Source organism: Dyella jejuensis (assembly GCF_044904675.1).
Taxonomy (GTDB): domain Bacteria; phylum Pseudomonadota; class Gammaproteobacteria; order Xanthomonadales; family Rhodanobacteraceae; genus Dyella_B; species Dyella_B jejuensis.
Map to the genome: position 1 here is coordinate 64,700 of NZ_JADIKJ010000006.1, position 12,952 is coordinate 77,651.

Genomic DNA, 12,952 nt, shown 5'->3' on the forward strand with positions numbered 1-12,952 from the left:
ATACGCCGTTGAGAGATGTAGCGCCACGCGCCAACGCCGGGCATGCGAAGCAGAAGGGCAAGCACTTGATGTTCATGTGCGCGGCGCGCCTCCGGCGATCGGGGTAGTCGGGGCAACCGACGATTGCGGCCACTTCACGGCAAAGCCATTGGTGTAGCGAAGGTCTGCGTACTCGAAGTTTTGGTCATGACCTGCAACCACTTTCGGATACACCGCGAGAAAACGTCGCAGGCGTCGACCGGCTTGACTGCGGTCGCCGATCACGATCTGCGCGCCGCTGTCGGTCGCGACGCTCCAGCTGCCGCGGTCCGTCAGCGTGACGCCGGTGATTTTCAGATGCGTGCCCGCGAAAGCCTTTTGCACGTCGGCGAAGAAACTCACGACCTCGGCGAGGTGATCGTCCGGGCCGTGCAGGTCAGGCAATTGCTGATAGCTGCCCGCATCCGGCACCGCGAAGACCTTGCCTTCGCCGCTGATCAGCTGGCTGGCATTCCAGCGGGCAAAAGGCTGTCGCTCGTACACGCGCAGCAGCAAAGTATCCGGCCAGCGCTTGCTCGCCTCGACCGATTCCACCCACGGCAGCGCAGCTACCGACTTTTGCACGGCATCGAGATTCAACGCGAAGAAACCCTTGCCCAAGCAAGGCAGCACGGCGGCACGAAGCTGCGCCACGCTCACGTGCTTGAATTCGGCCTGCACAGTCAGCTGGGTCACCGGCCAGCGATCGGCGGCAAACCAGCCACACAGCACGCCGACGATCGGCAACGCCACCAGGGCGATGGCCAGGCACCAGGCAACGAGGCGGATGCTTCCTCTCACGAACTCCCTCCCGTGGAATCCGCGGAGAACGACGGCGAAGCGCCCGCGCCGTGCTCCCTATGCATGCTTGTCTCAAGCACCCGCCAGCACAGTTCCTGGTAATCAATCCCAGCCACGGCAGCCGCCTTCGGCACCAGCGAGTGAGAAGTCATGCCTGGCGCGGTGTTCACTTCCAGCAGCCAGTCGCGGCCCTGGCGGTCGCGCATGAGATCGACGCGCCCCCAGCCATGGCAGCCCAGGGCGTCGAACGCTTCGAGCGAAAGTGCACGCAGCGCCGCTTCCACTTCGCCTTCCAGGCCAGGGCAGATGTAGCGCGTGTCTTCGGCGATGTATTTGGCGTTGTAATCGTAGAACGCGCCCTTGGGCACGATGTGGATGCTCGGCAACACTTGGCGGCCGAGAATGCCGACGGTCAGTTCGTCGCCTTCGATCAGGGCTTCCATCAACATGTCGCCGGGATATTTCTCGGCTAGCGCCACGGCGGCATCGAGATCCTTTTCCTCGAACACGCGGGTAACGCCTACGCTGGAACCTTCGCAAGCCGGTTTCACGATCAACGGGAAGCCGATCTCGCGCGCCGCCGCATGCACATCCGCGCCACGCGGAAGCGGCACGAACGCCGGTGTTGGAAGTCCCAGCGATTGCCACACGCGCTTGGAGCGCGTCTTGTCCATCGACAGTGCCGAACCCAGCACGCCCGAGCCGGTGTAGGGAATATGCAGCGATTCCAGCGCGCCTTGCAGCACGCCATCCTCGCCGCCACCATGCTGGCCATGCAGGATGTTGAACACGCGCGCGAAATGGCCGGCACGCAATGCATCGAGCAGCGCCGGAATGCCATCGATCGCATGCGCGTCCACACCACGCGCGATCAAGGCCGCCAGCACGTTGCGACCCGAATCAAGCGACACTTCGCGCTCGGCTGAGCTGCCGCCCATCACCACAGCGACGCGGCCGAACTGCGCCGGATCGGTGATCCGCGCGGCGCGCAACGCGGGGCTCGAAACGCGAGCGCCAGCAGCGGCTTGCGCGGCCGCTCCGGAATGAGAGGACCCGGATGCAGCGGTCACCGGCACGACCGTGCTTGCCTGAATCGACGCGGTCGAATCATGGGTTATGACGCCGGAGTCCCGCTGCGCAAAAATCTTTTCCATCATGCTTGTCCCCCGCTTTTCAACTGCCCGGCCTGCGCCAGCTCCACCGCAGCGGCGCCGATGTCGCCGGCACCCAGCAGCAGCAGCAGGTCACCATCGCGCAGCAGTGCCGGCAAGGCGTCTTTCAATTCGCGTGGATGACCGACCAGTACCGGATCGACCTTGCCGCGCGCGCGCACGGCACGCGCCAGCGCACGACCGTCCGCGCCGGCGATCGGCGCTTCGCCGGCCGGATAGACTTCGGTAAGCACCAGCACGTCGGCTTCGGCCAACACGTTGGCGAAATCGTCCAGCAGGTCGCGCGTGCGGCTGTAGCGGTGTGGCTGGAAACCGACAACTAGCCGGCGGTCCGGCCAGCCGCCACGCGCCGCGGCAAACACTGCAGCCAGTTCGCGAGGATGGTGGCCGTAGTCATCGACCAGCATCACCTTGCCTTGATCGAGCGCAATCTCGCCACGGCGATGGAAGCGGCGTCCGACACCCTGGAAATGCGCCAGCGCATGAGCAATGGCGTCGGCCTCCACCCCCAACTGCCAGCCGATCGAGGCCGCGGCCAGGGCATTGAGCACGTTGTGACGTCCCGGCAGGTTGAGCGTTACCGGGATGGCATCGGAGACTCCTGGCAGCAGCAGGTCGAAATGCATTTCGAAACCACGCTGCTGCACATGGGTCGCGCGTACATCGGCGTGTTCGGCGTCAATGCCGTAGGTCATCACGCGGCGAGTCGTGAGCTTGGCCAGTTCGGCCACTTCCGGATCGTCCACGCAGAGCACCGCCAGCCCGTAGAACGGCAGGCGATGCAGGAAATCATTGAATGCCTTGCGTACCAGCGCGAAATCGCCCTGGTAATTCTCCAGGTGGTCGGCATCGATATTGGTGACCACCGCGATCACCGGCGACAGCAGCAAGAAAGAACCGTCCGACTCATCCGCTTCGGCGACCAGGTACTGGCCCGTGCCCAGGCGCGCATTCGCGCCGGCCGCATTGAGCTGGCCGCCGATCACGAAGGTAGGATCGTAATCGGCCTCGGCCAGCACGCTGGCAACGAGACTGGTGGTGGTGGTCTTGCCATGCGTACCGGCAATCGCGATTCCGCGCCGGAAGCGCATCAGTTCGCCCAGCATTTCTGCACGCGGAATCACCGGGATGCGCGCCTCGCGCGCGGCGACCAGTTCCGGATTGTCGTGCTTGATCGCGCTGGACGTCACCACCACGTCGGCATCGCCGACATGCGCTGCGGCGTGGCCGATATGCACGTCGATGCCGAGCTGGCGCAAGCGCTGCGCGGTCGCCGATTCGCTGCGATCCGAACCGGATACGGCATAGCCAAGGTTATGCAGCACCTCCGCGATACCGCTCATGCCTACGCCACCGATGCCGATGAAGTGCACGCGGCGGAACGTGCTCATCAGGTCTTCGTGCGCAAGCAGTCGACGCGGCGTCATGCGGCCACCTCTACGCAGGCGCGCGCGATGTGCGCCGCGGCATCCGGCTTGGCCAAGGTGCGCGCGGCCTCGCCCATCGCCAGCAGCTTGGCGCGATTGCCCAGCAACATGCTCAGTCGCTGCGCCAGTTCCTTCGTGTCCAGGTCACGCTCCTGTATCAATTCGGCAGCGCCGACGGCGACCAGCGCCTCGGCGTTGCGGGTCTGGTGGTCATCCACCGCGTAAGGGAACGGCACCAGCACGGCGCCCAGGCCGCATGCGGTGAGTTCGGCAAGCGTGAGCGCGCCGGCGCGACATACCGCCAGGTCGGCCCATGCGTAGGTGCCAGCCATGTCTTCAATAAATGGCACGACCTGCGCTTCGACGCCTGCGTCGGCATACGCCTTGCGCGCTTCTTCGATGCCGCGATTGCCGCATTGGTGCAGCACTTCCGGACGCAATGCCGGCGGCAAGGCAGCGAGCGCCGGCGGAACGGACAGGTTCAACGCGCGCGCACCCAGACTGCCGCCAAGCACCAGCAAACGTGGCCGGCCAAGGCGACCGGCCATGCGTTGTGCCGGAGGCGCCAGCGAGGAGATCGCCGCTCGCACCGGATTGCCTACCCATTCCGCGTTCGGCAGGCTATCGGCGAAGCCGGCCATGACCCGGCGTGCATGCGTGGCCAGCTTGCGATTGGTGAAGCCAGCGACGCGGTTCTGTTCGTGCACCAGCAGTGGACGATGCAGCAAGCGCGCGGCAATGCCGCCCGGTCCGGCCACATAGCCACCCATCGACAGCACGCTGCGCGGCTTCAGCCGATGCAGCACGGCGAGCGACGACAGCAGCGCGCGCAACAGCATCCACGGTGCGAGCAGGCGCGTCTTCAAACCCTTGCCGCGCAATCCGCCCACCGGCACGGTATGCAAGTCGATGCCGTGCGCCGGTACGACCTTGGTTTCCATGCCGCCCGCCGCACCCAGCCATACCACCGGCACACCCTGGGCGCGCAACGTTTCTGCCACAGCCAGGCCAGGGAAGATATGACCGCCGGTACCGCCGGCCATGATCAACACCGGCGCTGTGCGCTGTGCGCCATCCGTCGTGAATCCGCGCTTTCCGGCCATGGTCATGCCGCCACCGCTTCGCGCTCGCGCGCAGCCGCATTCGCATCAGGCGCCGCGGTGGCGGGCATGCGCGTAGCCATGTGGCGCGCGTCGAGTGCGCGATTGATTTCGTAGGTGGCGCGCAGCAGTACGCCAGCCATCACACAGGTGAGCGCGATGGATGAACCGCCATAGCTGATCAGCGGCAGCGTCAGGCCCTTGGTGGGCAGCGCCCCCAGATTCACGCCGATCGATACCATGGTCTGCAGACCGATCATCAATGAAATGCCGAACGCGACATAGCCAGCAAAACGCTGCCCGACTTCCACGCCCTTGAGTCCCACGTGCAGGCCGCGCCAGACCACCAGCGCGAACAGGGCCATTACCGCGATGATGCCGAACAGGCCGAGTTCTTCGCCGATTACCGCAAAGATGAAATCGGTATGCGCTTCGGGCAGGTAGGACAACTTCAGTACGCTCGAGCCCAGGCCAACGCCGGTCCACTCGCCGCGGCCGATCGCCATCAGCGACTGGGTCAGCTGGAAACCGTCGTTGAATGGATCCTTCCACGGATCCATGAACGAGGTCAGGCGTTTCATGCGATAGCTTTCGCTGGTTGCCGCAATCGCCAGCAGCGGCATCAGCGGCAGACCCATGATGCACAGGAACAGCGGCCGCGCGCCGCCCAGCCAGACCATCGCGATGGTGACCGCGATCACCAGCGTGGCCGAGCCGAAATCCGGCTGCGCCAACAACAACAACACGATCACGCCTGACACGGCGATCGGCTTGATCAAGCCCAGGAAGCGCGTCTCGATGCTCTCACGATGACGCACCAGGTAACTGGCGATGTACACCACCAGGATCAGTTTCACGGCTTCCACTGGCTGGAACGAAGTCACGAGCAGGTTGAGCCAGCGACGTGCGCCGTTGATGCGCATCCCCAGGTGTGGCACGAACACCGCCAGCAACAGGATGAAAGCCACCAGCATCAGGAAGAACGCATGCTTTTCCACCACTTTCAATTCGGTGCGCATCGCCACGCCGGCAACGGCCACGCCGAGCGTGAGATACGCCAGGTGATGCTTGAGGTAATAGAACTGCCCCATGTGCATGCTGTCGGCGACAGCGATCGAACTCGACGCCACCATCACGGCACCCAGGCAGGCAAGCCCGACCAGGGCCACCAGCAGCGGCAAGTCGAACTTGCCGCGCGGACCCTGTCGACGCTTTGCCTGCGATGTGCCAAACAGCTTGATCATGGCCTAGCGCACCTTCAACGTAGCCAGACCGATAAGCACCAGCACCACGCTGATGATCCAGAACCGCACGATGACCCGTGGCTCGGGCCAGCCTTTCAATTCGAAGTGATGATGGATCGGCGCCATCCGGAAAATGCGCTTGCCGGTCATCTTGAAACTGCCGACCTGCAGCATCACCGAAGCAGTCTCCATCACGAACACGCCGCCCATGATCAGCAGCACGATTTCCTGCCGCACGATCACCGCGATAGCCGCCAGCGCCGCGCCGATTGCCAGCGCGCCGACGTCGCCCATGAACACTTGCGCGGGATACGTGTTGAACCAAAGGAAACCCAAGCCTGCGCCTGACAGCGCGCCACAGACCACGGCCAGTTCGCCCGCGCCAGGAATGGCCGGGATGCCCAGGTATTCGGAAAACACCTTGTTGCCGGCAAGATAGGCGAAGATGCCGAGCGCGCCCGACACCAGCACCGTCGGCATGATCGCGAGTCCATCCAGTCCGTCGGTGAGATTCACCGCGTTGGAGAAACCCACGATCATGAAGTAAGCCACGACGATGAAGAACACGCCCAGCGGCACGGCGACGTGCTTGAACAGCGGCACGAACAGCGCGGTCTCCGCCGGAAGGATCGCCGAGTGGTACAGGAACCAGGCCGCGCCAAGGCCAAACACCGACTGCCAGAAATATTTCCAGCGCGATGCCAGGCCACGGCTATCTTTCAGCACCAGCTTGCGGTAGTCGTCGTAGAAGCCGATGGCGCCGAAGCACACCAGTACGGCCAGCACCAGCCATACATAGCGGTTATCGAGATCCGCCCATAACAGGGTTGCAATGGCGACGGACAGCAAAATCATCACGCCGCCCATCGTGGGCGTGCCAGCCTTGGACAAATGCGTCTGCGGACCATCCTTGCGCACGACCTGCCCGGCCTTGAGCGCGGCAAGCTTGCGAATCAGCACCGGTCCGAACAATAGCGACATCGCCATCGCCGTCAACGCCGCCATGATGGTGCGGAAGGTGATGTACTGGAACAGATGCAGCGCGGTGAAATGCCGTGCCATCCAGTCGGCCAGTTCAAGCAGCATGGTGCGCGCCCTCCCCTGGCCGGTTGCCTTTCAGCGCCGCCACGACATGTTCCATGCCTGCCGAATGCGAGCCTTTCACCAGGCAGGTCACGCCGGCATGCAATTGGGCCTGCAGGGCCTGGATCAAGGCGGCCCGGTCGGCGTAATGCGTGGCGCCGTCACCAAACGCTTCCACCGCCGCTGCGTTCAGCGGGCCCACCGCAAACAATTTCTGGATGCCGCGTTCGCGTGCATGGCGGCCGACCCCCGCATGCAATGCACGCGCATCCGCACCCAGTTCAGCCATATCACCCAGCACCAGCCAGCGTTCACCGTGGGCGAGCGCGAGCGTATCGATCGCCGCCTGCATCGAACTGGGGTTGGCGTTGTAGCTGTCGTCGATCAGCGTCCAGCCGTCGGGCATCGCGATACGCTTGAGGCGCCCTTCGACTGGCGCAGCCTGTTCCAGCCCGGCGACGATCGCGTCGAGCGGCACCTCCAGCGCCAGCGCGATCGCACTGGCTGCCAAGGCATTGGCGACGTTGTGGCGGCCAGGCAGCGGCAACTGCACCTGCGCATCGCCCTGTGGCGTGCTCAGCACAAAGTGCGAGCCATCGACACGCAGGTCCAGGATGTCCGCGCCAATGTCGGCTTTGTGGTCCAGCCCGAAACGCAGCACCTTGCGACCGCCCGCCAGCCCCGCAAAGAAACTGGCGAAGGCGTCGTCTGCGTTGATGACTGCCACGCCGTCGGCCGGCAAGGCGCGATAAAGCGCACCCTTGGTCTCTGCCACCGTCTCGATCGTACCCATCCGCTCAAGATGCGCCGGCGCGATGAGGTTCACGAGGCCGATATCGGGCCGTGCAATGGCGGCGAGGTAATCGATATCGCCCGGTTTGCCGGCACCCATCTCGAGCACTGCGTATTCGGTGTCTTCCGGCATCCACAGCAAGGTCAGCGGCAGTCCGATCTCGTTGTTGTAACTGCCGGCGTTGACGTGCGTGCGGCCATGGCGCGAAAGAATCGACGCGGTGAGCGTCTTCACCGTGGTCTTGCCGTTCGAGCCGGTAATGCCGATCACCCGCGCATTGCGCTGCGCGCGCACCGCGCTGGCCAAGTCTCCCAGCGCCAGTTCGACGTTTTCCACCTGCACCTGCGGCAAATCGATCTCGACCCGGCGTTCCACCAAGGCTGCCGACGCGCCGCGCGCCTTGGCATCGGCAAGGTAATCATGGCCATCCACACGTTCGCCCTTGAAGGCCACGAACAGATCGCCCGGCTTGACCTTGCGCGAATCGATTGCCACGCCCGTCACGCTGGCGTCGCCTGCGAGCACGTGCCCATGCGTCCACATGGCGATGGCGGCCAACTGCATCATGCGCGTTCCTCCAGCACGGCTCGCGCTACCGCCATATCGTCGAACGCGCGCTTGCCGCCCGCGCCTTCCTGGTAGGTTTCGTGGCCCTTGCCAGCAATCAACACGACGTCTCCCGTAGTTGCCCTGTCCAGTGCGCCGCGGATGGCCGCTTCGCGATCCCGCAGCACGGTAGCGGCCGACGGCTGCGCCATTCCGGCCAGGATTTGCGCGACGATCAGGTCGCCATCCTCGCCACGAGGATTGTCATCGGTGACGATGGCGACATCGGCCAACCGCTCGGCGATCGCCCCCATTTGCGGACGCTTGCCTGCATCGCGCTCGCCGCCGCAGCCGAACACGCAGATCAGCCGCGCGGCGCAATGCGCGCGAAGCGCCTGGAGGGCTTGTTCCAAGGCATCCGGCGTATGAGCGTAGTCGACAACTACCAAGGGCAAATCGTGTGCGCCGCCAAGTCGATTCATGCGTCCATTGACTGGATCGAGCGCCTCGAGCGCCTCGACCATGCGCGGGAACGATTCACCTAACGCCCCCAGGCAACCGGCCACGGCAAGCAGGTTGGCGACATTGAAGCGGCCCAGCAGGCGGCTGTGAATTCGCTGCGTACCCCACGGTGTGCGCAGGTCGAAAGTGATGCCCTGGGCCGAGGTACTGATATCAGTGGCTGCGATGTCGGCATGCTTATCGCCAGCCCCGCTGAGGCGCAGCGCCCGCACTTCGGGAGCGAGCCCGGCGGACAGCTCGCGTCCGAAAGCGTCATCGATATTGAGCACCGCCGATGCCAGGCCGGGCCATGCAAAAAGCTTCGCCTTGGCCGCGCCATAGGCTTGCATGCTGCCGTGGTAATCGAGATGGTCGCGGGTGAGATTGGTAAACGCAGCCACATCGAAAGCCGTGGCTGCCACGCGGCCCTGCTCGAGCGCATGCGAGGATACTTCCATCGCTACATGGGTAGCGCCGTCGCGGCGAAATTCCGCCAGCAGGCGTTGCACGGCAATGGCATCGGGCGTGGTGCGCTCGCCTTCGCTCAGCCGTCCATGCAGGCCGGCGCCCAGCGTGCCGATGGTGGCCGTCCGATGGCCGAGTTTTTCCAGCGCTTGCGCCAGCATCTGCACGGTCGACGTCTTGCCGTTGGTGCCAGTGACGCCGATCATGCGCATCGATTCGGATGGACGTCCGAAAAAACGCGCGGCAATTTCACCGACGAAGGTATGCAGGCCATCGATCCATAGCACCGGCACGCCTGGATTTTCCAGCGAACACGGGGGCGCTTCGGCCAGCACCACCACGGCGCCGCGCTGTACTGCACTGCTGACGAATTCAATGCCATGCCCGCGCGTGCCGCGCAAGGCGAAGAAGGCGTCGCCACCGCGCACCTGGCGCGAATCGAGGGCGAGGCCGGAAACGACCATCGATCCACCGTCCGTGGTCTCGGCAATGCCCTGCAACAGATGATCGAGGCGCTGGCCGTTCATGGATCGACCACCTCCGCGGCAGCGGCATCGTCCTGGTTGTTCGCCGGCGGCGGCGCGTTGCCAGCCAGTCCACCACCCGATTGCAATGGACCGCCCACGTACCAGCGCCCGATATTGTCTGGCGGCACGTCCAGCAGCCGCAGCGCACCGTCCATCACGCGCTGGAATACCGGCGCAGAGACAGCGCCGCCGAAGTAGCCTTTTTTCGGGTTATTGATCACTACCACGCCGACCAGGCGCGGGGCGGTGGCCGGCACGATACCCGCGAACAGCGAGTTGTAATTGTTCTTGGCGTAACCGCCGATCGCGGCCAGATGCGCCGTGCCCGTCTTGCCGGCCACGCTGTAGTTGGCGATCTGCGCGCGCGTTGCCGTGCCGCCCGGCGCGGTCACGGTTTCGAGCATGGCGACCAGCTCGCGCGCGATCTGCGGCGATACGATCTGCTTGCCGTCGTTGTCGCCTTCCTTGATGAACGTAGGCGAGTGCATGACGCCATCGTCAGCCAGCGTGGCATAGGCGTTGGCCAGTTGCAGCGGCGTCACGTTCATGCCGTAGCCGAACGCCATCGTCGCCTTTTCCAACGGGCGCCAGGTATGCCCGACTTTCAGGAAACCGGATGATTCGCCGGGAAACCCGCTGCCCGTACTGTCGCCGAAGCCGAATGCCTTGTATGCGTCGTAGACGAATTGCGTATCGAGCGAAAGCGAAATCTTGGCGGCGCCGATGTTGCTGGACTTGGTCAGCACGCCGGTCGGCGTCAACAGGCCATTGGGCGTGTCGTCGCGGATGTCGTGGCCGTAGTACATCCAGTGGCCGTTTCCGGTATCCACCAAGGGAGAAGTCGGCGTGTACTTGCCGCTGGACAAGCCTGCCGCCAGCGTGAAAGGCTTCATCGTCGAGCCGGGTTCCACCACATCGGTGACAGCGCGATTGCGGCGCTGCGCGCCAGTCGTTCCGTTAACCGCGTTCGGGTTGTAGGTGGGCAGGCTGACCATTGCCAGGATCTCGCCGGTGTGCACGTCGAGTATCACCATTTCGCCTGAGTCCGCGTCCACGTCCTCCAACTGTTTTTTCAATTCGCTGTAGGCCAGGAACTGGATCCGGCGATCGATGCTGAGCGTAAGGTTCTGCCCAGGCTGCGGCGCACGCACTTGCTCGACGTCTTCCACGATATGGCCCATGCGATCGCGGATCACGCGCTTCGCACCCGGCTTGCCGGACAGCCAGCTGTCGAAGGCCAGCTCCAGGCCTTCCTGACCGTGGTCGTCGATATTGGTGAAGCCCAGGACGTGGGCGGTGACTTCGCCAGATGGGTAATAGCGCTTGTATTCGCGCTGTCCGTTGACACCCGGTACGCCAAGCGCGAGCACGGCCTGCGCCGCGTCCGGATTCATCTGACGACGCAGGTAGGCGAATTCGCGGTCGGCACGCTGTTCGAGATAAGCCTTCAAATCATCGGCACTGGTTCCCAGCGCCTGGGCCAGGGCGGGGATGCGGTCGGCATTGTCCAGCACTTCCGATGGCACCACGGTGATGGAAACCATCGGCGTGGAAACCGCCAGCGGCTCACCGTTGCGATCGAAAATGGTGCCGCGCGACACCGCGATCGGTACTTCACGCAGGAAGCGCGCGTCGCCCTGGTCCTGGTAGAACTGCTTGCGCACTACTTGCAGGTCGAATGCGCGCGCCATCAAGCCGACGGATGCGGCAGCGAGCACGGCGATCACCAGCAGCATGCGCCGGCGCGCACTGGGGCCCGCCCCCTGGCGACGCGCGGAAGGTTTGGCGATGGGGCGCTGCAACCGGTTCATGGCCGCACCAGTTGCACGTCCTGCGGACGCGGCATGAACATGCCCAGCTTGGTACGCGCTTCCTCGTCGATGCGGCGCGGTTCGGCCCAGGTGGCCTGCTCCAGTTCGAGCTGGCCGTATTCGATATTCAATTCATCGCGCTGGCTTTGCAGTTGCGTCAGTTGCACGAACAGCACGCGGCTCTGGTGCCGGGTCCATACCACCGCGATCGCAGTGATCATGACCGCCGCCAGCAGCAGCAACAGCGAAAAGATTCCGATGGCCTTCACGCGGAAGGTTCCTCGGATAATTTTTCGGCCACGCGCAATACGGCTGAGCGCGCACGCGGGTTCGCGGCCTGCTCGGCCGCGGAGGGAAAGCGCGCCTTGCCGACCGCGGCAAGGCGCGCAGGCGCCGCTGCCATGGGCGGGCCACGGCGGCTGCCTTGCACGCGCCCCGAATGATCGCGAATGAACAGCTTGACCGCACGATCCTCCAGCGAATGGAAGCTGATCACCGCCAGGCGTCCGCCCACGTTTAGCCGGTCGAGCGCCGCATCGAGCCCACGTTGCAGCGCTTCGAGTTCGCCGTTCACGCGGATACGCAGCGCCTGGAAACTGCGCGTGGCCGGATGCTTGCCAGGTTCGCGGCGGCCGATCGTGCGTTCAATCAATGCCGCCAGCTCGCCGGTACGCGCGATGGGCGCTTCGGCGCGGCGCTCGACAATCGCGCGCGCGATCTTGCGGCTGAAACGCTCTTCACCGAAGGTCCACAGCACATCGGCGATCTCGCGCTCATCGGCGCAAGCAAGGAAGTCAGCCGCGCTTTCGCCCTGCGTGGTGTCCATGCGCATGTCCAGCGGCGCATCGGCCATGAAGCTGAAGCCGCGCGCAGCTTCGTCCAATTGCGGCGAGGAAACACCCAGATCGAGCAGCACGCCGTCCAGGCCGGACGCGGTTTCGTCCCATTCGCCCAAGGTGGAGAAGTTGGCATGCCGGATCGATACACGCGGGTCAGACGCGAACACTATCTGCGCGGCGGCGATGGCTTGCGGATCGCGATCCATCAGCAACAACCGGCCTTCTGCGCCAAGACGCGACAGCACGGCGCGAGCGTGACCGCCGCGTCCGAAGGTGCCATCGAGATAACGCCCGCCTTCCCGCACGGCGAGACCCTCCACCGCCTCATCCAGCATCACCGGGATATGCCGCCATTGAGAGCCCGGATTCATGTTGCCCATGGCCCGCGTTGTGTCGTTGCGGTCTTCAGGCAATGCACGACGCCGGTCAAGGCAGCTCCCTGATCAAGCCGCGCGCTGCCGCATGAAGGCCACGGCGACGCAACCCGTAGGGCCGGGTCTATGTGCACGCAAGGCCATGCTGTCGCTCGGTCGTGTATCGACATACACGCCCTCACTCTTCCTGGCCTTGCGTGCAAACAGCTTCCGGCGCGGGCCATTGGCAACATGAATTCAGGCTCTTGGCC

The 12,952-nt window shown here is 64.5% G+C and carries 11 protein-coding genes; all 11 read right to left on the reverse strand.

The genetic code is table 11. From position 1 onward, the window contains the following. Window positions 1–72: 72 nt before the first annotated feature. From ISP15_RS06915 to rsmH, 11 genes are read right to left on the reverse strand one after another with little or no spacing between them, the layout of a single operon-like run. Window positions 73–819, reverse strand: coding sequence for a cell division protein FtsQ/DivIB (locus tag ISP15_RS06915; RefSeq protein ID WP_404546448.1), 747 nt, complete (start codon window positions 817–819; stop codon window positions 73–75). After that, the gene (locus ISP15_RS06920) at window positions 816–1,973 is read right to left on the reverse strand and encodes a D-alanine--D-alanine ligase (RefSeq protein WP_404546450.1); all 1,158 of its coding nucleotides are present in this window, start codon (window positions 1,971–1,973) and stop codon (window positions 816–818) included. Before ISP15_RS06920 ends, ISP15_RS06915 begins: the two co-directional genes overlap by 4 nt. Next, entirely contained in the window at window positions 1,973–3,418 is a 1,446-nt protein-coding gene (murC, locus tag ISP15_RS06925; RefSeq protein ID WP_404546452.1) for a UDP-N-acetylmuramate--L-alanine ligase, read from the reverse strand. Before murC ends, ISP15_RS06920 begins: the two co-directional genes overlap by 1 nt. Beyond that, a complete protein-coding gene (murG, locus tag ISP15_RS06930; protein WP_404546454.1) occupies window positions 3,415–4,527 on the reverse strand; it encodes an undecaprenyldiphospho-muramoylpentapeptide beta-N-acetylglucosaminyltransferase in 1,113 nt (370 codons plus the stop codon). The genes murC and murG overlap by 4 nt, the downstream gene beginning before the upstream one ends. Continuing rightward, a complete protein-coding gene (gene ftsW, locus ISP15_RS06935) occupies window positions 4,524–5,762 on the reverse strand; it encodes a putative lipid II flippase FtsW (RefSeq protein WP_404546456.1) in 1,239 nt (412 codons plus the stop codon). The genes murG and ftsW overlap by 4 nt, the downstream gene beginning before the upstream one ends. A gap of 3 nt (window positions 5,763–5,765) precedes the next feature. Beyond that, the gene (mraY, locus tag ISP15_RS06940) at window positions 5,766–6,848 is read right to left on the reverse strand and encodes a phospho-N-acetylmuramoyl-pentapeptide-transferase (protein WP_404546459.1); all 1,083 of its coding nucleotides are present in this window, start codon (window positions 6,846–6,848) and stop codon (window positions 5,766–5,768) included. Then, the gene (locus ISP15_RS06945) at window positions 6,838–8,205 is read right to left on the reverse strand and encodes a UDP-N-acetylmuramoyl-tripeptide--D-alanyl-D-alanine ligase (protein WP_404546462.1); all 1,368 of its coding nucleotides are present in this window, start codon (window positions 8,203–8,205) and stop codon (window positions 6,838–6,840) included. The genes mraY and ISP15_RS06945 overlap by 11 nt, the downstream gene beginning before the upstream one ends. Then, window positions 8,202–9,677 carry a UDP-N-acetylmuramoyl-L-alanyl-D-glutamate--2,6-diaminopimelate ligase gene (locus tag ISP15_RS06950; protein ID WP_404546464.1) on the reverse strand — a complete coding sequence of 492 codons (1,476 nt, stop codon included), beginning with the start codon at window positions 9,675–9,677 and terminating at the stop codon, window positions 8,202–8,204. The genes ISP15_RS06945 and ISP15_RS06950 overlap by 4 nt, the downstream gene beginning before the upstream one ends. Next, on the reverse strand, window positions 9,674–11,488 hold the full coding sequence (locus ISP15_RS06955; RefSeq protein ID WP_404546466.1) for a peptidoglycan D,D-transpeptidase FtsI family protein: 1,815 nt from the start codon (window positions 11,486–11,488) through the stop codon (window positions 9,674–9,676). The genes ISP15_RS06950 and ISP15_RS06955 overlap by 4 nt, the downstream gene beginning before the upstream one ends. Continuing rightward, window positions 11,485–11,757 carry a cell division protein FtsL gene (ftsL, locus tag ISP15_RS06960; protein WP_404546468.1) on the reverse strand — a complete coding sequence of 91 codons (273 nt, stop codon included), beginning with the start codon at window positions 11,755–11,757 and terminating at the stop codon, window positions 11,485–11,487. The genes ISP15_RS06955 and ftsL overlap by 4 nt, the downstream gene beginning before the upstream one ends. Next, window positions 11,754–12,698: a 16S rRNA (cytosine(1402)-N(4))-methyltransferase RsmH gene (gene rsmH, locus ISP15_RS06965; RefSeq protein ID WP_404546469.1), complete on the reverse strand. Its 945-nt coding sequence runs from the start codon at window positions 12,696–12,698 to the stop codon at window positions 11,754–11,756. The genes ftsL and rsmH overlap by 4 nt, the downstream gene beginning before the upstream one ends. Window positions 12,699–12,952: the final 254 nt, after the last annotated feature.